The organism is Psychrobacillus mangrovi, from assembly GCF_037104765.1.
Lineage (GTDB): Bacteria > Bacillota > Bacilli > Bacillales_A > Planococcaceae > Psychrobacillus > Psychrobacillus mangrovi.
Genome location: NZ_JBAWSY010000002.1, coordinates 438976 through 457511, shown reverse-complemented (window position 1 = coordinate 457511; position 18536 = coordinate 438976). Strand labels below are relative to the sequence as shown.

21 protein-coding genes are annotated in these 18536 nt (G+C 36.4%); 12 read left to right on the top strand and 9 right to left on the bottom strand.

Annotation, left to right across the window (positions count from 1 at the left end; genetic code table 11):
- Positions 1-7: 7 nt before the first annotated feature.
- Positions 8-493 (bottom strand): hypothetical protein, encoded by a 486-nt coding sequence (locus WAX74_RS05275; protein ID WP_336496612.1) that lies wholly within the window; start codon positions 491-493, stop codon positions 8-10.
- Positions 494-623: 130 nt separating this feature from the next.
- On the opposite strand from WAX74_RS05275, the gene WAX74_RS05270 reads away from it, so the two are divergent.
- Positions 624-1877: an erythromycin esterase family protein gene (locus WAX74_RS05270; protein ID WP_336496611.1), complete on the top strand. Its 1254-nt coding sequence runs from the start codon at positions 624-626 to the stop codon at positions 1875-1877.
- Between the two features lie 38 nt (positions 1878-1915).
- Here WAX74_RS05270 and WAX74_RS05265 read toward each other — a convergent pair whose 3' ends face one another.
- Positions 1916-2581: a DUF1129 family protein gene (locus WAX74_RS05265; protein WP_336496610.1), complete on the bottom strand. Its 666-nt coding sequence runs from the start codon at positions 2579-2581 to the stop codon at positions 1916-1918.
- On the bottom strand, positions 2568-2912 hold the full coding sequence (locus WAX74_RS05260) for a PadR family transcriptional regulator (RefSeq protein ID WP_336496609.1): 345 nt from the start codon (positions 2910-2912) through the stop codon (positions 2568-2570). Before WAX74_RS05260 ends, WAX74_RS05265 begins: the two co-directional genes overlap by 14 nt.
- 314 nt (positions 2913-3226) lie before the next feature.
- Here WAX74_RS05260 and dacB point away from each other — a divergent pair, with 314 nt between their 5' ends.
- The 3 genes from dacB to WAX74_RS05245 all read left to right on the top strand — a co-directional run bounded on the left by dacB (position 3227) and on the right by WAX74_RS05245 (position 7628).
- Positions 3227-4714 carry a D-alanyl-D-alanine carboxypeptidase/D-alanyl-D-alanine endopeptidase gene (gene dacB / locus WAX74_RS05255; protein ID WP_336496608.1) on the top strand — a complete coding sequence of 496 codons (1488 nt, stop codon included), beginning with the start codon at positions 3227-3229 and terminating at the stop codon, positions 4712-4714.
- Between the two features lie 140 nt (positions 4715-4854).
- A complete protein-coding gene (locus WAX74_RS05250) occupies positions 4855-5430 on the top strand; it encodes a TetR/AcrR family transcriptional regulator (RefSeq protein ID WP_336496607.1) in 576 nt (191 codons plus the stop codon).
- 101 nt (positions 5431-5531) lie between these two features.
- Positions 5532-7628 (top strand): MMPL family transporter, encoded by a 2097-nt coding sequence (locus tag WAX74_RS05245; RefSeq protein WP_336496606.1) that lies wholly within the window; start codon positions 5532-5534, stop codon positions 7626-7628.
- A 135-nt stretch (positions 7629-7763) separates the two neighbouring features.
- On the opposite strand, the gene WAX74_RS05240 is transcribed toward WAX74_RS05245, so the two are convergent.
- From WAX74_RS05240 to WAX74_RS05220, 5 genes are all read right to left on the bottom strand, one after another.
- Positions 7764-8333, bottom strand: coding sequence for a manganese catalase family protein (locus tag WAX74_RS05240; RefSeq protein ID WP_053590660.1), 570 nt, complete (start codon positions 8331-8333; stop codon positions 7764-7766).
- Between the two features lie 15 nt (positions 8334-8348).
- Positions 8349-8615, bottom strand: a complete 267-nt coding sequence (locus WAX74_RS05235) for a spore coat protein CotJB (RefSeq protein ID WP_336496605.1) — start codon at positions 8613-8615, stop codon at positions 8349-8351.
- Positions 8612-8818, bottom strand: a complete 207-nt coding sequence (locus WAX74_RS05230; protein ID WP_336496740.1) for a spore coat associated protein CotJA — start codon at positions 8816-8818, stop codon at positions 8612-8614. Before WAX74_RS05230 ends, WAX74_RS05235 begins: the two co-directional genes overlap by 4 nt.
- Before the next feature lie 92 nt (positions 8819-8910).
- A complete protein-coding gene (locus tag WAX74_RS05225) occupies positions 8911-9795 on the bottom strand; it encodes a DMT family transporter (RefSeq protein WP_336496604.1) in 885 nt (294 codons plus the stop codon).
- Positions 9796-9824: 29 nt separating this feature from the next.
- Entirely contained in the window at positions 9825-10730 is a 906-nt protein-coding gene (locus WAX74_RS05220) for an AEC family transporter (protein WP_336496603.1), read from the bottom strand.
- Between the two features lie 116 nt (positions 10731-10846).
- Here WAX74_RS05220 and WAX74_RS05215 point away from each other — a divergent pair, with 116 nt between their 5' ends.
- The 8 genes from WAX74_RS05215 to WAX74_RS05180 all read left to right on the top strand — a co-directional run bounded on the left by WAX74_RS05215 (position 10847) and on the right by WAX74_RS05180 (position 18096).
- Positions 10847-11608, top strand: coding sequence for a DUF2935 domain-containing protein (locus WAX74_RS05215; RefSeq protein WP_336496739.1), 762 nt, complete (start codon positions 10847-10849; stop codon positions 11606-11608).
- Positions 11609-11935: 327 nt separating this feature from the next.
- A complete protein-coding gene (locus WAX74_RS05210; protein WP_336496602.1) occupies positions 11936-12502 on the top strand; it encodes an NADPH-dependent FMN reductase in 567 nt (188 codons plus the stop codon).
- Positions 12503-12815: 313 nt separating this feature from the next.
- Positions 12816-13586 carry an SDR family NAD(P)-dependent oxidoreductase gene (locus tag WAX74_RS05205; protein WP_336496601.1) on the top strand — a complete coding sequence of 257 codons (771 nt, stop codon included), beginning with the start codon at positions 12816-12818 and terminating at the stop codon, positions 13584-13586.
- Between the two features lie 47 nt (positions 13587-13633).
- Positions 13634-14785, top strand: coding sequence for a thiolase family protein (locus WAX74_RS05200; protein WP_336496600.1), 1152 nt, complete (start codon positions 13634-13636; stop codon positions 14783-14785).
- 12 nt (positions 14786-14797) lie between these two features.
- A complete protein-coding gene (locus WAX74_RS05195; RefSeq protein WP_336496599.1) occupies positions 14798-15946 on the top strand; it encodes an acyl-CoA dehydrogenase family protein in 1149 nt (382 codons plus the stop codon).
- Between the two features lie 138 nt (positions 15947-16084).
- On the top strand, positions 16085-16516 hold the full coding sequence (locus tag WAX74_RS05190; protein ID WP_336496598.1) for a MarR family winged helix-turn-helix transcriptional regulator: 432 nt from the start codon (positions 16085-16087) through the stop codon (positions 16514-16516).
- 21 nt (positions 16517-16537) lie between these two features.
- Positions 16538-17476 carry a ring-cleaving dioxygenase gene (locus WAX74_RS05185; RefSeq protein WP_336496597.1) on the top strand — a complete coding sequence of 313 codons (939 nt, stop codon included), beginning with the start codon at positions 16538-16540 and terminating at the stop codon, positions 17474-17476.
- An 11-nt stretch (positions 17477-17487) separates the two neighbouring features.
- A complete protein-coding gene (locus WAX74_RS05180; RefSeq protein ID WP_336496596.1) occupies positions 17488-18096 on the top strand; it encodes a flavin reductase family protein in 609 nt (202 codons plus the stop codon).
- A gap of 91 nt (positions 18097-18187) precedes the next feature.
- Here WAX74_RS05180 and WAX74_RS05175 read toward each other — a convergent pair whose 3' ends face one another.
- Positions 18188-18493 (bottom strand): hypothetical protein, encoded by a 306-nt coding sequence (locus tag WAX74_RS05175; RefSeq protein ID WP_336496595.1) that lies wholly within the window; start codon positions 18491-18493, stop codon positions 18188-18190.
- Between the last annotated feature and the right edge of the window lie 43 nt (positions 18494-18536).

The window sequence follows — 18536 nt, the reverse complement described above, 5'->3', positions numbered from 1 at the left end:
TAGCTAACTATTGATCGGTCAGTGTAACATTATGTTCTTTAGCCAAATCTTCTATTTCATTTAGAGTTTGGCGCATTAATTCTCTACCTTCATTAAGTATTTGATTGGCTTCGTTGATTTTATCATAATCTTGAGCATCAATTGCTGCTAAAACGGTTACTATACCATTAAACTGCATGTTGCTAGCTTCTATATAAAGTTCATGTATCTCTCTCACTTCTTTTGTTTCGGGTCTAATTTCCTCTAATTTTTCTATAAGCTTTCTATATTTCGGTATGACAACATCTTGTATATGGATGTATGTTGTTTCGTCATCCACATAATTTTCTCCAATAACACTATCGTATTCCGTCACTGCTTCATTTTCTAGTTCTTCTAATGCCTTTACTTCATTGTTTATATAGTTAAGTAAATCATCTTGCACAGGGTCACCACAAGCACTTAAAGCAAACACTAGACTAAAACCTAAAATGAAAATTAATCGCTTTATCATAGTCCCTCCTAAGAAAAAGATGGATTCAAGCACTAAAATCAGCATATGCAGCTCAGTAACAATACGGTACTGATTATAATGAATGAAATTAGATGAATTGACTCAAGCTTTAATGAAAGGAGTGGTTTCGTTGGTTTCTCTTGAAGAATCTATTAAAAAATATGCCTTGCCTTTTGAAACAAAAAAGGACTTAACGCCTGTAATTGATACAATTGGTGATGCGAAAATTGTACTTCTAGGAGAAGCTAGTCACGGTACATCAGAGTTTTACACCGTCCGAGCTGAATTGACTAAACGTTTAATAGAAGAAAAAGGTTTTTCGATAATTGCAATTGAAGGGAATTGGCCATCAACACAGCATATTAATAGGTTTGTTAAGGGCTATACGACAGAACCAAGTGATGTAATGGAAGTTCTTCAGGAATTTGAACGTTGGCCAACTTGGATGTGGGCTAACGAAGAAACTGCTGAATTTGTTAGTTGGCTAAAAATGTACAACGAGCAAAAAAGGGAGAAAGTCGGCTTTTATGGAATTGATATATATAGTTTGTGGGAGTCCTTAGATGAAGTGGTTACATATCTAAGTAAAACAAATCCGGAAGGGACGGATTTAGCTTTTGCAAAAAAGGCACTCGCTTGTTTTCAACCTTTTAATCGCCATCCGGAAACCTATGCATTTTCTTCACTGGATATTTCAGATGCCTGTATAGACGAGGTTTCTAAATTAGTGTCTTCCATACGTGCTCACGAGGACAATTATAAGGACGAAAAAGAATCTGACCTAAATTTAAAAATAAATGCAATGGTTGCCAAAAATGCGGAGGAATATTACCGGGCAATGGTTCGCAGTGACGAATTGTCATGGAATGTTCGTGATGAACATATGGTGGAGGCAATCAATGAAATAATGGACTATCATGGGAAAGATGCAAAAATTATAGTCTGGGAGCATAACACACATATCGGGGACGCATCTGCTACGGATATGAAAGAATCTGGTATGATCAATGTCGGGCAGATTCTTCGCCAGGAAAATAGAAAGGAAAATGTATTTGCAGTTGGCTTTGGTACGCATAGAGGAACAGTTATTGCAGCGGATGAATGGGGATATCCTTATAAAATAATGGACGTTCCGCCTGCACGTAAAGAATCTTGGGAAGATGCATTGCATAACGCAGGAGCATTTGATAAATTATTGATTTTTAATGAAGAAAACAGGTCTTTATTTAATGACTGGATAGGGCACCGAGCAATAGGGGTGGAATACAATCCGGATTATGAGGCATATGCCAATTACGTACCATCTAAAATAGGAAGACGATATGATGCTTTTATTTACATCGATCAAACTAGAGCGCTTTCTCCTTTAGATGGAGGGCGATAAACAAAGGCTGCTCAAAGATTTTGAGCAGCTTCATTTTATTAATTAGTTGCTTTTTTCATTAACCAGGAAATTAGTAATAAAATTGCACCCATTCCAAGTGAAACCTTCCATGGAAGTACAAAGGAAGGACCGAAATCCTTGAGGAAATAGCTAGCTACCATCACAACTAAGAAGCTCCCTCCTCCAAATAAGCCCGCTTGCGCCATCATTTTCTTATCACTTGAATTTTGGTCGAAAGCTGTTTTATGAATTAAACCAAAAATTACTTTTACTCCAATAACAATTAATATTGCAATCAATAGGAAAATAAGAAGAGAAGGGATGATATAGACTATAGAAGCTCTCTCTTGTCCTATTAAGAGAGTAGCAAAGCTCCGTATTACCAAAAACCATCCAAGTAAGTTAACTGCTATTTGGCTGAGAAATTTAGTCATGCTTCTTCTTTCTTCTTTTGGTAGATGGTTAATTATTTCGTCTGCATAACCTCTTGGGTCATTTCCAAATATATCTTTCGCTGTTTTGCCATCTTGTTGACCTTCTATTAAATGATCTAACATTTCCATTAATACTTCTTCTGACTGTTGTTCAGACAGACTTAGTTTAGTACGTATATAAAGCAGCAACCCAGAATAATATTTTTCATTTTCTTCTGTTAGCAATTCTCTTTTTTGATTGTTTTGCTCAATTAATTCACTTGCTTTCATTCGTATTTCCTCCTTTTGATAATAAGGTGTTAATCGGTACTGATAATAAATTCCATTCCTCTGAAATGATTTCAAGAGCTTCTTTACCTGCTGCTGATAAAGAATAATACTTTCGATTTGGACCAAAATCGGAAGGTCTCATTTCTCCGATAATGAGTTTGTTTTTCTGAAGTCTTAATAAAACAGGGTAAATTGTGCCCTCGCTAACATCCGATAAACCAATTTCTTGCAGTTTTTCGGATAGTTCATATCCATAAACAGCTTCCTTTTCTATTACAGCAAGCACGCATCCGTCTAAAATTCCTTTTAAGAGTTGACTTCTGATTGACATAAGTGAGCCTCCACGACAGCTATCTTGTAAAACATAATAGCTAGCTAAAAATTGACTACCTTGCTTTGCAAAGTAGTTAATTAGATTATATACAAGGGAGGAGAAATTGTCTACTAGGAAAATATGCCGTATTTTGTCTTTTTTGAAAAAAATACGGTATTATCTGATAATTTGGTGTTAGAATAGTAATATCATTTTAACCTTATTCAGTGGGTGGAAGAAACACAACTGAATAGCGAATTGAGTTGGACAAATTCTAATTCAAAGTTATAGTGCAACGTGTGAATAACATAATAAAACTTGGGAGGTAAAAGGTGAAAATTTGGCGAAAATTCTTAGTTAGTGCCGTTGCTGCTTTTATGATTTGTGGATCAGTAATTATTCCTGTAACCGATAATTCTAGCGTTGAAGCTGCTACTACTTATTCAAATTTAAAAAGTACGCTTAATAATATTATGTTAGATAGTAGGATGAAAAATGCAAATACAAGCGTGACTGTTAGAAAGGCGTCTACTGGAGAAGTGATTTATCATTATAATCCGGACAAAGGAATAACTCCAGCCTCATCGCTGAAATTGTTAACCGGTGCAGCTGCCTTGGATACACTAGGTGAAAATTATCGTTTTTCTACAGCTGTTTTAACAGATGGTAATGTGAAAAAGGGAACGTTAAATGGCAACTTGTATTTACGTGGTCAAGGAGATCCGACTTTATTAATATCACATCTCGACAAATTTGCGGATGGATTAGCGAAACAAGGGATTAAACAAATTTCGGGTAATTTAATTGGTGATGATACTTGGTTTGATTCTGTACGATTATCCGCAGGAATTTTAGCAGAGGACGAGCCATATTATTACGCAGCGCCAATTTCAGCGCTTACTCTTTCGCCAAATGGAGACTTTGATGCTGGGTCTGTAATAGTGGAAGCGAAGCCTGGGGTGAATGGTAGAGCTACGAAAGTATCATTAACTCCTGTAACAAGTGTATTGCAGGTGGTCAATCAATCTAAAACTGTACCAAAAGGTTATAAAAACACCTTAAAAATAACGCGGCAAGTTGGTACAAATAAGGTATTGATTACTGGGAACTCTCCGATTGGTACATCAGGAACTAAAGAATGGATTTCAGTGACAAATCCAACCTTGTATACACTGGATGTTTTTAAAAGTTCATTAAAAGCAAAAGGTATTACATTTATCCCTTCGTCCAAAGTTATCCAAGGAAAGGCTCCAAAACAAGCTAAAGCGCTAGTTTCGAGAAAATCAATGCCATTAAAAGAATTAATCATCCCATTTATGAAGTTAAGTAATAATACACATGCAGAAATGTTAGCCAAAGAGATGGGGAAAGTAAAATATGGGGAAGGTAGTTGGGATGCAGGGTTGAGCGTAATGCGTGAATATGCAACATCCGTTGGTCTAGAAAGTAAGCAGTGGAAATTTGAAGATGCATCAGGAATGTCTTACTCCAATAAAATTACTTCCGAACAATTATCTCAATTACTTTATGTTGTACGTCACGAACCTTGGTATAATACTTATTATAAGAGCCTTCCAGTAGCGGGCGAATCGGATCGATTTATTGGAGGAACACTGCGGAATCGATTGAAAGGATTCCCTGCAAAAGGTAATATAATGGCAAAAACGGGTAGCTTAGAAAATATAAAATCACTTGCTGGCTATGCGAAGACCAAAAATGGTGAAACGTTGATTTTTACAATACTAACCGAAGACACAAAAACGAGTACAATTCCAGTAATTGATCAATTCGCAACAGCCATCACAAACTTCAAACAATAATAAAAAAACTCAGAAGATATTGTTACAGTAGTGTTACTGGTGCCAGGCACCAGTAATACCACTGTAATTTTTATTTGGATGGATTAGTTTTCGGTTTTGCCTTGGTATACTATACTTGAGTTATGAACGAGGTGAGTACTTTGGGTAGAGAACGTAAGTTTACAGATGAGGAATTATTTAATGCTACAAAATCAATGATTATCCATGATGGATACGATGCATTTACATTTAGTCGATTGGCGGCGGTCTTAAATGTTTCGAGAGGTAGTATATATAAGTATTACGAAAATAAAGATGAACTTATATCGGAATTTCTGATGTACGAAATGAATCGCTTTCTACGCGAGTTTAATACGTTGGATAAAACGGGTGATTTCCAAAGTCAATTTGAATTATTAATTGATTTCATATTTGAACATAATAATATCCATCAAGTGTTGGAAATTATCCATCAAATACCTTCTAACACAACAAAAAGGGTAGAGGATAACAAATCTAAATTAAGTGAATATCATGTGGATATGTATGCGCAATTCCAAGGCTTTATAGAGTTAGGCCGAAAAGAAAATGAGATAAAAAGTCATATCCCTACATCGGTTATGTTGGGAATGATCTTTCAAACGATTGCAATTCCAAATCATTTTGGCATACCACAAGATGAATGGATTGCGTCTATAAAAGAGATATTAAGTCATGGAATGTTCAGCAGAGATTAATTGACACATCTGTCACTTATAAAGTATTGTAAGAGACAGATATGTTTTTTATTCAAAGTGACACAAGTGTCACTAATTATATATTATTGGAGAGTGAGTAAATGAAGAACATTTTACGCCACATAACAGATTTTGTAGCTACCAAAAAAGGAATGTGGATTACTCTTGGAAGTTGGCTAGTTATTACCGTTTTGCTTGCTGTGTTAGCTCCGAGTGCGAGTGAGTATAAAGTGTCTAGTGTTGCCTCTTTGCCGGAGGATGCCAAATCCGTCATTGCGCAAAAAAATATTGATGAGCATTTTAAAGATGCAGAAAGTCTTCCTGCAATTTTAGTTTTGCAATCAGAAGAGGCTGAACTAAATATAGATGCAATAGGAGTTGCTTTAAATAAGGTAAGTGCTTCTGATATTAACGGGCTGAAGGAAGTCATTCCTTTTAGTAGCTTGCCTCCTCAAGCACTCGCTGGATTTTTCTCAGAGGATAAAGAAACAGCTGTCATTCCACTTAGTTTCATAACTTCTTTACAAACCTCAGATTTAGAAAATAGTTTAGAAGAAGTAAAAACGATTGTAGCAGATGAAACTGGTTCAACTGTTTACATGACAGGACCAGCAGGTATTGCGGTGGATACGACCAAATTATTTGAACGTGCAGATATTGTATTGCTGCTGGCTACAGTAGGAATTATATTAATTCTACTAATCATTATATATCGTTCCCCTTTGCTAGCTTTCATTCCATTACTAGCAGCAGCATTTGTCTATGAAGTAGTAAATCAAATCCTAGGTTTGTTTGGAAAAGCAGGATTAGATCTTGCTAGCCAATCAACTTCAATTATGTCTATTTTATTGTTTGCGGCGACAATCGATTACTCATTATTCGTGTTCTCAAGATACCGCGAAGAATTAAAAAACTATGAAAGTAAGTTCGATGCGATGAAATGGGCGATGCGTGAAACTGGTATTCCGGTATCCTTCGCTGGAGGAACTGTTCTTGCCGCAATGCTTGTTTTGTTCTTTGCAGAATTTGGAGATTACAAAAACTTTGCACCGATATTTGGGACTACGATGTTCGTCATTATGATTGCATCTGTTACATTAATACCTGCACTTTTCACGCTTTTTGGAAGAAAGTCCTTCTGGCCAAAGATTCCAAAGTTTGGGGAGGAAGAGGTAAAAGCAAACTCTTTATGGAATAAAATCGGTACATTTGTTGTAAATAAGCCAGTCGTGGCTGCACTTTCCATTCTAGCTATTTTAGTAATTTCTTCATTAAACTTGTTTAATTTAAAATATGAGTTTGATACGATGAAGTCTTTCCCAAGTGATATGGCTTCACGTGAAGGGTATGAAATTATTGAAGAACAATTTGAAAAAGGAGATCTCGCACCAACGACAGTACTCTTTGAATCTGAAAATGACATTACAGAAGACGTGCAAGCTAGTTTAATAAAACAACTTTCTAAGCAAAATTTAGTAAGTAGTGTCCGTGCATCAGGAATTTCTGAAGATGGCCTAGCAGCCCAATTTCAATTAACCTTTAAAGAAAATCCATATTCTTCGGAATCAATGGATGCATTGGAACAGATGATAGAAGACGCAGAAAGCATTGTGAGTGATAGCAACGTTCAAGGTGATATTTATTTTGCAGGTGAAACAGCATCCCAAGTGGATGACCGCTCGATCAACAATAGAGATTTAATCGTCATCGTATTATTAGAAACACTATTGATATTTATCTTATTAATTGTGTTAACAAAATCCATTAAAATGCCTGTATACATGATGGGAACTATCTTATTATCCTTCTTAGCAGCGCTTGGTCTAGGTATGTTCCTGACAAACCTTTTCTTCGACATTGATACAATTAGTAATCGCGTTCCGCTTTATTCGTTTGTATTCCTTGTAGCATTAGGAATCGATTATAATATCATTCTTATATCTAGATTCATGGAAGAAAGGGAAAAGCACTCAGTAAAAGAAGCGGTACAAATAGCGGTTTCTCATACAGGGGGAGTTATTTCTTCTGCAGGGATCCTACTAGCAGCAACTTTCGCCGTATTGATGACACAACCTATACAATTACTATTTGTATTTGGTTTTATAGTAGCAGTTGGGATTATACTCGATACATTCTTAATAAGAGGAATACTGCTTCCATCATTAATTGTATTATTTGAAAAAGATAAGAAATTATAATAAGAAAACGCTTGGTATAGGGAAACCCTAGATCCAAGCGTTTTTTTTATTTATATCAATAAGTTTTTACGTTGTGACAAGAATGTTACTGGTGCCAGGCACCAGTAACATTCTTGTCATATTTGGGCTGGGGGTTTAGAACACTTTTTTGCGATCTCTTTCGTCTTTTATCATCTCGACTGCTTCTCGGAAGCGGAGAGAGTGAATATTTTCTCTTTCTCTTAGAAATCTTAAAGCATCACTAACGCCAGGGTCATCGGAGATATCAATCAACCATTGATAGGTTGCACGTGCCTTTTCTTCCGCTGCAATGTCTTCATATAAATCAGCAATTGGATCTCCTTTTGCTTGAATATACTCCGTTCTAAATGGCACACCTCCCGCATTTTCATAGAATAGTGCATGGCCATGATTGACAAAGTGGGCGCCAAGACCAGCTTTTTCTAATTGCTCTGGTGTTGCGTCTTTCGTTAATTTATAGATCATCGTTGCAAGCATTTCTAGATGAGAAAATTCTTCCGTCGAAATATCCGTAAGAAGGCCAATTACTTTATCTGGAACCGTGTACCGCTGATTCATATATCGTAAAGCTGCAGCAAGTTCGCCATCAGCTCCACCATATTGCTCCATTAAATACCTAGCAAGCATAGGATTACAGGTAGTTACTTCCACAGGATAAAGCAGTTTTTTTTCATAAACCCACATGGCGTTTCCCCTTTCTCATCGTTGCCATGGCCATGGAGTTGAATTCCATTGCCACCCGACTTCTATTGCTTGTTTGGAAGGGACTGATAATAATGAAAGTGGTCCGTATTTACTCTCATAGTGTTTACGAACTCTAGCAGCTTCTTTTATTGCTTCTCTCCACTGATTTCGTGCGTCCTCATCATCAGGATGTGTATCGGTATACAAGGTTAGCTCCACTACTACAAAATCCAGTTGCTGCATTTTTTTCATTAAGTTCCACTCATCGTCATACACATTCATGAAATTCCCTCCTCCCGAAAAAATCCATCTACAAATGCTGGCCAGAGGGACCCGTGCAAAAGTGCCTCCTCGGGAGAAAATTGAGGAAGACCGGGTTGTTGGAAGTTCGTGAAAATTTGTGGAGGTAAAACAAAAGTCTTTACTAAAATAGGTGGACAGGGGTCTCTTGGCGATACATAAGGCTTAAAACTTCCTCGGAACATTGAACGGTCCAAATGACATCACTCCTTCCGTTTATCCTATGCAAGGAAAGGCTCGTCTGATTCGAGAGTGGCCAACGTAAAAAAAAAGGGAATTATCCCTTCCTACTAGTTAGATAAACACCCAATATGGTGAAAATTCCTCCAATAACTTGGAATAATTGAATGGATTCTCCAATAAATAAAACTGCAAAAACTGTAGCAAAAACAGGTATTAAATTCAAATAAATGCCGGCTTTGTTCGCTCCTATTTTGACTACTCCTGTATTCCAAGAGAGGAAGGCGACGATGGAGGCAAAAATTCCAGTATAAAAAATTGCAGAAATGGATTTAGCAGTCCAGATTACATTAATAGTTGGATTCCATGTTTCGTATAGGAAAAAAGGAAATAGAATAATGATTCCCATTAAAATAGTTACTTGAAAGGTAGAGTGAACGGGAAGTCTTTGTGAATATTGCTTCACTAAGATGGAATAAATACTCCAACAAATAACGGCGGTAACTACTAACAAGTCTCCTCTGTTAAAGGACAATTCAAGGAAACTTTGAAAAGAACCTTTGGAGATGATAAATAACAGACCAATCAAAGAAATAAAGGTACCAAATAATTGATTTTTATTTAGTCTCTCCTTTAAAAAAACAAAAGATATGATATAGATAAGGATTGGCGTAGATGTATTTACTAAAGAAGCATTGATAGACGTCGTATAATGCAAAGCTAAATATAAAAATGCGGTAAACCCAACAATTCCTGTAAAAGACATCGCCAATACAATTTGCCAATATCTCTTTATTTGCTTCCATTCCTTTTTTAAGGGCATCCAAACAATTGGTAAAAAGATGATAAATGCTACGCACCATCGAATAAAAGCAAATGTAAATGGAGGTATTTGATCGGCAACAGTTCTACCATATACAAAATTACCTCCCCAGAGTAAAGTAGCAATTATTAGTAATGCAACAGGTGGAACATTATTCATAAGAAATCCCTTCTCTCAAAGTATGTAATTTATACCCCTAGAAAAAATAGAACTAGTGGAATGCTGATTATACTTATTAATGTCGTGACAAAGGTAGTAAAAGAAACCAAATCTGGTTCAGTTCCAAATTGAAGTGCGAGAAGTGTTGTATTTGCTGCAGTTGGCATTGCTGCTTGTATGATAAACACTGTTTTAATCAAATCATTAAGTGGCATGAAATAGACAATTACAGCAGCAAGTATAGGTGATACAACCATTCGTATAATAGTTACGGCTGATACAAACCGATAAGCTACTCTTTTGCGTGAAATAACTGCTAGTTGCATCCCGAGTACGAGCATGACGGTTGGGATAGACGCATCTGCCACAAGACCGATTCCTTCCATAAATACTGTAGGAACTGTAACTTTCATTAATTGAAAAATAATACCTGCGACGGCTGCATAAATAAGTGGCATACGTATTACCTTATGTAAAGATTGTTCCCAAGTAGCTTTTTCTTCCCCTCCAAGAGAGGCAAAAAATATTCCAAATGTATTAATGATTAGGCCATGTAAAACCATAATAACAACGGCATAATCAAAACCGACAGCACCTAAAGCAAAAAGTACGACTGGTGCCCCATAGTTACCACTATTCGGAAACACAGACCCGAGTATAATTGCTGCATATTGAGGTCGAGTAGTCTTCATTAGGCGTGCAACTAGCCAGGTAATAAATAAAAGTATAAATGTAAGCGATAAACAAGCCAGCACAATATAGAAATAATCTACGGTCAATTCATTCGTATAAAATGTACGAAAAGCTAAGAATGGAGACATTAAATATAGAGCAGCACTGGAAATCGATTTAATATCAAAGCCAATTAACCTTTGTCCCAAGAATCCAATAAAAAAAATTAAAAACACCGGTAAAATAATCAAAATTAATTCCAAAAAAACTCACCTCTATTAATATATTACATTTATATATTAGGTAATGGCAATAACTTCTAGTAATTTATACTTGGCATTTGCATATATAGTAAGAGTTTAAAAAAGGAGGATTTTTGCTGGGAAAAACATTCGAAGAGTCAGCGCTGTATGAGTTTCATTTCTGGTTAAAGGTTTTGGAGGACCACGGAAGATTTATTCACGATTCATTGGCCCCAAGTGAGAAAGAAAAAATTGAGGCTGCAAGCTCATTTATTAAAAGATTTAGCCAGTTATTTACTATTTCCAAACAATCCTTGTCTAAAGAGGAATTAATATCTTTGGCCGCTAAGGCGAAAATATCAAGTGAAAAAATACGTGCATTTAAATTATATTTATTAAAAGAACACTTAGTTGGTAATATAAAAATTGCATTGCCACCAACCTTCATCAATCATATGGTCAATGAAGTAGAAGAAGCGATACGTGTGTTTTCATACTTAGAGAAGGGTGAGAAAGTTCCTGCTGTACATCCACTTCACCACGATTTACTATGGCTATTAGATGCTGCCGGTCATGCAGGTGCAATTGATTCAAATTTGGACAGTGTAGAGAAAAAACTAAAAGAAAAAGGTCAACAATTTATGAAGGAATGGGAAGATTTCTATTTGAAAGCAGTTGAATTTGCCGGTTATTTACGTGCCAATATCGAAAAGTTTCCGGCCTTAGAGAAATTCCACGATGACGTAGAATTAGAAATGAAAATATTTAAGATGTTTCTAAAGGAATTAGAAGAATTGAGAATAAAAAAAGAAGCGCTTGGAACTTTTACGCCACTCATGGCTGATCATATGGCGAGAGAAGAAACCTATTATTTAACAAAACTAGCGCAGACTACCTAAAACCCTCACTATTAGTGAAGGTTTTTTTATTTGCAACTATTCCATGAGCATTTATAGAGATACCTGGAGGGTTTCTGAGAAACTCATAGAATTCTTGAGATTCTTCACTATTGTTGATTACCTGCTCGAAGTAGAACGATTAACAGGTGTCTTGGAAAGATAATTTTATAGTAGGCAGAAGGATTGACACTTTCAAAATTATAATTTATAGTTAGTTTGAATTCAAAATATATCAAAACGAGATGTATTAATTCAGAGTAGAGGTAGTGGTAGGTAATGGGTTTTTTAGACAAATTATTTGGTAAAACCAAAGAGGAGGAAATAGTAATGACAGCAGAAAAATTAAGAATCGGTATCGTTGTAGGAAGTGTACGCCAAGGACGTAATGCGGAATCAGTTTCTAAATGGGTGTATGACTTTGCAACAAAACGTAACGATGCAGAATATGAATTAGTAGATCTTGCAAATTACAAATTACCATTCCTAGGGGAAGAACTTCCTGCAGATAGACAAGATGCAGCTAATACAGCGATTAAATCTTGGTCAGACAAAATGGCTTCATTTGATGGCTATATTTTTGTAGCACCAGAATACAACCATGCAATTGGTGGAGCGCTTAAAAATGCACTTGATTATCTTAAACCGGAAGTTGCAAACAAAGTAGCTGGTATGGTAGGTTACGGTAGCTTAGGTGGTACTCGTGCACATGAAAATCTTCGTTTAATTCTTGGAGAGCTTTCTGTAGCAGACGTTCGTACAGCTGTGACATTCTCACTTATGAGTGATTTTGAAAACATGAGCGTTTTCAAACCTGCTGAATATCATGCAGGAAATGCTAACCAAATGCTTGACGAAGTTCTTGCATGGGGCGGCGCTTTAAAAACAATCCGCTAATATAGAAAAAATATAAAAATGCCAAGTTGAGTTTATAATTCAACTTGGCATTTTTTTTATACCTTAAACTCTATAGATAGAGGAGTTGAAGAGAACCGGAGGGCACATCCTGGAAATAGCAGATGATACAATACGTTTTAAAAAAAGAATGAATGACACTTTTTTTTGTATCCTCCATAAAACATCCCCGTTTATTAAATTTATCTCCATTAAATTATTAGAATAATTAGAAATATAATAGAAAAAGAGTTATAGTTTATGTAAACGCTTTTATTTTGAACTTCTTAAAAAATTTTTTTCTGGGGTGATGAATGTGAATATAAAAGGTAAAGTGGCGGTCGTAACTGGTGGAGCATCTGGTTTAGGTTTAGCAACAGCTACGAGTTTAGTAGAGCAAGGAGCAAAGGTTGTACTATTTGATTTAAATGAGATCAATGCAAAAAAAGCTTGTGATGAACTTGGCCAAAGCGTGACTTATTTCATTGTAAACGTGTCCGATTCAGAATTTGTGCAGACTGCGATTCAGCAAACAATCGAGCGGCACGGAGCTATTCATATTTGTATTAATTGCGCTGGAGTTGGGACTCCACAGAAAACAATTGGGCGCTCAGGTGTCATGCCTCTAGAAAATTTTAAACAAGTAATTGATATTAACTTAGTAGGTACCTTTAACGTTTTAAGGCTAGCTGCAGCAGAAATGACTAAAAATGAGCCTTTACCGGAGTCGGGAGAACGAGGGATTATTATTAATACTGCATCTGTTGCAGCCTTTGACGGTCAAATGGGGCAAGCAGCTTATGGGGCAAGTAAAGCAGGAGTAGCAGGAATGACATTACCAATTGCACGGGATTTGTCTGCTTATGGGATAAGAATAAATACGATCGCTCCAGGATTATTCCGTACACCTATGGCAGCCTCTTTATCAGATAAAGTAGTTGAAAAATTAGAGTCGATGGTCGAGTTTCCAAAACGTTTAGGACGACCACAAGAATATGCCTCTCTAGTAAAATTCATCATCGAAAATGAGTATATTAACGGTGAAGTGATACGGCTAGATGGTGGTATTAGAATGTCACCACGATAAGTATTAGTTAAAAATGATTTTAAGTTACAAAGAAGGGTGGATATAAAATGAGAGAAGTTGTGATAGTAGATGGAGTTCGAACTGCGGTAGGGCGTAGAAAAGGGACGTTTACTAATTATAGACCGGACGAACTTGCAGCAGTTGTTCTAGAAGAACTTGTAAAGCGTACAGGTGTGGATAAGGCGGAAGTGGAGGATGTGATTTTAGGCTGTGTCACACAATCAGGAGAACAGTGTGGTAATATTGCGCGAACTGCTGCTTTGATTGCAGGATTTCCAATTCACGTTCCGGGAGTAACAATCGATCGACAATGTGGCTCCAGTCAACAAGCGGTTCATTTTGCTTCCCAAGCAATCGCATCTGGAGATATGGATATTGTGATTGCTGGAGGAGTAGAAAGTATGACGCGTGAGCCCATGTTTTCGAATATAGGAGATGCTAAACCGAGTTCTAAACTAACAGAAAAATATGAAATTATCAATCAAGGATTATCTTCTGAAAGAATGGTAAAGAAGTGGAATTTAACACGTAAAGAACTTGATCAATATTCTTCGGATAGTCATAAAAAAGCATTGGAAGCAATCAAGAATGGTCACTTTAAAAAAGAAATCATACCAGTAGCAATACATCAAGAAGATGGTAGCGTTAAAATTTTTGAAACAGATGAAGGCCCAAGAAATGGTTCAACGCCAGAAGTATTAAGTCAATTAAAAACAGTATTTGATGAAGCTGGTGTAATTACTGCAGGGAATGCTAGTCAAATGAGTGATGGTGCCTCTGCTGTTATGCTTATGTCTCAAGAAAAAGCCAACCAACTTGGCTTACGGCCAAAAGCTAGAATTGTTGCTCGTAGTGTAACCGGATCGGATCCTACACTTATGTTGACTGGGCCAATTGAAGCAACTAGAAAAGTACTTTTAAAAGCAGGTCTAACTATAGGCGATATTGACACATATGAAGTAAATGAGGCGTTTGCGCAGGTTCCACTTGTTTGGTTAAAAGAGACTGGGGCGGATCCAAAAAAATTAAACCCTGATGGAGGAGCAATAGCGCTAGGACATCCACTGGGAGCAACTGGAACAAAATTATTAGTTACATTGTTAAATAGACTAGAACGAACAGGCTCTCGTTATGGGCTTCTTGCCATTTGTGAAGGAATGGGTATGGCCAATGCAACTATTATTGAACGGATAGACTAAGGGGGAAATAAATTGGCAAGGTATCGATTTGAAACGGAAGATCATGAAATATTTCGTCAATCGCTTCGTAAATTTCTTCAAAAAGAGGCTGTTCCCCTCTATGATACTTGGGAGAAAGAAAAAGCAATACCTATTTCATTTTGGAAGAGATTAGGAGATATGGGATATCTTTGCCCTCAAGTGGAAGAAGAATTTGGGGGACTAGGTTTAGATTTTAGCTTTAGCGTAATCATTTCTGAGGAATTAGAAAGAGTGGGAACTAGCTTAGTAGGAGTTGGCCTACATAATGATATCGTCGTGCCTTATATTGAAACTTTTGGTTCAATGAAACAAAAGCAGCGTTGGTTACCAAATTGTGTAACCGGTGAAACAATAACTGCCATAGCAATGACCGAGCCAGGCACAGGATCGGACTTAGCTAATGTTCAAACTACAGCAGTTATGGATGGTGATCATTATGTGCTGAATGGTCAAAAGACGTTTATCACTAATGGCATTAATGGAAATTTATTTTTGGTAGTAGTGAAGACAAATCCACAAGCAGAACCGAAACATAAAGGTATAAGTTTGATCATCGTAGAAGAAGGAACTCCTGGTTTTACAAAAGGTAGAAAACTCGATAAAGTAGGACTTCATGCACAAGACACTGCAGAACTATATTTCGAAGACTGTCGAGTACCTATTGGCAATTTAATTGGTGAAGAAGGTCGTGGTTTTAGCTATCTAATGGAAAAACTCCAGCAAGAAAGGTTAGTGGTTGCTATAGCAGCACAAATAGCTTCCGAGGATATGTTGGAAATGACTTTGGATTATGTAAAGTCTCGTAAAGCATTTGGTAAACCAGTGTCCTCCTTTCAAAATACACAATTCAAAATAGCGGAGATGGCAACCAAGATTGAGATAGGGAAATCATTCCTTGAGTCATTAATTGAAGATCATATTGCTGGGAAAGACGTTGTGACGAAGGTGTCTATGGCTAAGTATTGGTTGACTGAAACAGCTCGTGAAATTTCCGTCGAGTGTATGCAATTGCATGGGGGCTATGGCTATATGGAAGAATACAAAATAGCTAGAAGGTATCGGGATATTCCAGTCGCCTCTATTTACGCTGGGACTAATGAAATCATGAAAGTGATCATAGCAAAGAATTTAGGGTTATAAAAGTAAAAGTGAGACCTCCCTTCCTAGTCTGTATAAAGGAGGTCTCGAAATGTTTGACATAAAAATAGAAAAGGCATATAATATCTTTAATTCAAGATAATCAAATTCAAAATAAAAAAGTGGAAGGAGAATTATTATATGAGTGAAAATTTATCATTAAAATCTTTTGTTGTGTTGATGAAAGCCTCTAAATCAGTACAAGATGAGTCGAAAAAGGACATTCGTAGTTATGAAATGCATACATCTGAATTTACAGTGTTAGAAGCTTTATATAATAAAGGAAAGCAAACGGTAAGACAAATTTCAGATGCAGTACTTATCAATTCTGGGTCAATTACTTATGTAATCGATAAATTAGAGACAAAGGGTTTATTGGAACGATTAAATTGTAAAGAAGACCGGCGTGTCGTATATATTCAAATTACGGAAGCTGGAAAACAATTTATGGATGAAATATTTCCAAAGCATGTACAAGTAATTGAAGATATTTTTTCAGGAATAACGGATGAAGAAAAAGTGGTATTGATTGATTTATTAAAAAGAGTTGGAAAGACTACTAATAATCATTAAATGTAGAGAGGAAATAATACATTGAAAAAAACAGCAGGAATACATCATATTACGGCGATTGTAGGACATCCTCAGGAAAATGTAGATTTTTATGCAGGTGTTTTAGGTTTAAGACTAGTGAAGAAAACAATTAATTTCGATGATCCAGGGACGTATCATTTATACTTCGGAAATGGTAGCGGAAAACCAGGAACTATTATTACATTTTTTCCTTGGGTTGGCGCATATCAAGGGAAAATTGGGGATGGACAAGTTGGGGTGACAACCTATGCCATACCAATTGGTGCAATGTCTTTTTGGGAGACTAGACTTGAGAAATTAGGAATTTCATTTAATAAAGAATCACGTTTTGGAGAAACATATATTACTTTAGAAGACCCCCATGGCCTGCGCTTAGAGCTAGTGGAAAGAGCAGGGGGAGAGGCAAACAATTGGACGTTTGGTAATATTACGCCTGAAGTAGCTATTAAAGGATTTGGTGGTGCGATATTACTTTCTTCTCAACCAGAAAAAACTGCAAAGGCATTAGAAGAAGTGATGGGACTTGAAAAAATTGCAGAAGAAGGTGATTTAGTTCGTTTTAAATCATTCGGTGAAATAGGGAATATAATAGATTTAAAAACAACGACTAGTGGTCTAGGACAAATGGGTGTAGGTACAGTTCATCATATAGCATGGAGAGCAGAAGATAACGAGGATCAACTAGATTGGCAACAGCATGTAGGTAATCTTGGATATGGTGTAACGGAAGTAAAAGACAGAAATTACTTTAATGCAATCTACTTCAGAGAACATGGGAAGATTCTATTTGAAATTGCAACGGATCCACCAGGATTTGCTCATGATGAATCAATCGAAACAATGGGTGAAAATTTAATGTTGCCAATTCAATATGAGCAATTTCGTGATCAGTTAAATGATTCTTTAATTCCAATCAAGATAAGAAACTTTGATGAATAAGGAGGTTCACATTGATTTCATTAAATCCTAAAGATAATACGGAACGAGAAAATTATAAACTATTAATTGGAAGTATTGTGCCTAGACCAATCGCATTTGTTACTAGTGTAGCGGAAGACGGAACGATTAATGGCGCACCATTTAGTTATTTCAATATCGTATCATCAAACCCGCCAATGGTTTCTCTTGCAATTCAGCGGAAAAATGGAGTAAGAAAAGACACTGCACGAAATATTTTTGAAAAAAATGAGTTTGTTATCCACATTGTAGATGAAGAAAATGTGGAAATGATTAATATAACTGCAGCATCACTGCCACCGAATGAAAGTGAGATTCAAAAAGCGGGATTATCCTTGGTTCCTAGCGAAATAATCGATACACCTGGAATTAAGGAAGCGAAAGTACGGTATGAATGCACTTTAGAGAAAATAGTTGAACTAGGTGACAGTGATTCAATTGGAACGGATCTCATTATAGGGAAAGTAGTTCATTTTCATATGGATGAATCTATTTATGAGGATGGTCGAATAAATCATCAAACACTTGGAGCGGTGAGCCGTTTAGCAGGTTCTAACTACGCTAAGATTGGTGAAGTGTTTTCAATTGAAAGACCAAAATAATAACTGGTAGATATAAGAAGTGCAGACCCAAAAAGACAGGGACTGCACTTCTTTTTTATTTTAAAATTTGAAATTAATAATTGTCATTTTTTCAATTTCCTGCGTGTTTCCATTTTGTTGGAGATCCAGACTTAGGGCAAGTCGGAAACGTAGCTCCTGCCTCTAACTCCAATTCATCACCATCTTCATCTATATAATTACCAGACTCAGTTACCTCATCTCCGGAATTATGGTGATGACTTTCTGCATGCTTCCATAAAGTCGAAATTTCCGATTCTGGACACGAAGGAAATTTATCACCTTTATATAATGTTTTCGTTATACCAGCTTCGCAAGTATATTCTCCAGTTTCTTTTATGATGTCGTCAGTTGAATGTTCATAAAGATGATTTGTCATTTAATTTTCCTCCTTTAACTTATTGTGTATATCTCTTCTTTAC

What these genes read in the sequence shown, in the direction of transcription:
- WAX74_RS05175 (WP_336496595.1), bottom strand. Translation starts at nt 18,493, where the DNA reads ATGACAAATCATCTTTATGAACATTCAACTGACGACATCATAAAAGAA.
- WAX74_RS05265 (WP_336496610.1), bottom strand. Translation starts at nt 2,581, where the DNA reads ATGAAAGCAAGTGAATTAATTGAGCAAAACAATCAAAAAAGAGAATTG.
- WAX74_RS05275 (WP_336496612.1), bottom strand. Translation starts at nt 493, where the DNA reads ATGATAAAGCGATTAATTTTCATTTTAGGTTTTAGTCTAGTGTTTGCT.
- WAX74_RS05190 (WP_336496598.1), top strand. Translation starts at nt 16,085, where the DNA reads ATGAGTGAAAATTTATCATTAAAATCTTTTGTTGTGTTGATGAAAGCC.
- WAX74_RS05210 (WP_336496602.1), top strand. Translation starts at nt 11,936, where the DNA reads ATGACAGCAGAAAAATTAAGAATCGGTATCGTTGTAGGAAGTGTACGC.
- WAX74_RS05235 (WP_336496605.1), bottom strand. Translation starts at nt 8,615, where the DNA reads ATGAATGTGTATGACGATGAGTGGAACTTAATGAAAAAAATGCAGCAA.
- WAX74_RS05200 (WP_336496600.1), top strand. Translation starts at nt 13,634, where the DNA reads ATGAGAGAAGTTGTGATAGTAGATGGAGTTCGAACTGCGGTAGGGCGT.
- WAX74_RS05245 (WP_336496606.1), top strand. Translation starts at nt 5,532, where the DNA reads ATGAAGAACATTTTACGCCACATAACAGATTTTGTAGCTACCAAAAAA.
- WAX74_RS05230 (WP_336496740.1), bottom strand. Translation starts at nt 8,818, where the DNA reads ATGTTCCGAGGAAGTTTTAAGCCTTATGTATCGCCAAGAGACCCCTGT.
- WAX74_RS05240 (WP_053590660.1), bottom strand. Translation starts at nt 8,333, where the DNA reads ATGTGGGTTTATGAAAAAAAACTGCTTTATCCTGTGGAAGTAACTACC.
- WAX74_RS05260 (WP_336496609.1), bottom strand. Translation starts at nt 2,912, where the DNA reads ATGTCAATCAGAAGTCAACTCTTAAAAGGAATTTTAGACGGATGCGTG.
- WAX74_RS05225 (WP_336496604.1), bottom strand. Translation starts at nt 9,795, where the DNA reads ATGAATAATGTTCCACCTGTTGCATTACTAATAATTGCTACTTTACTC.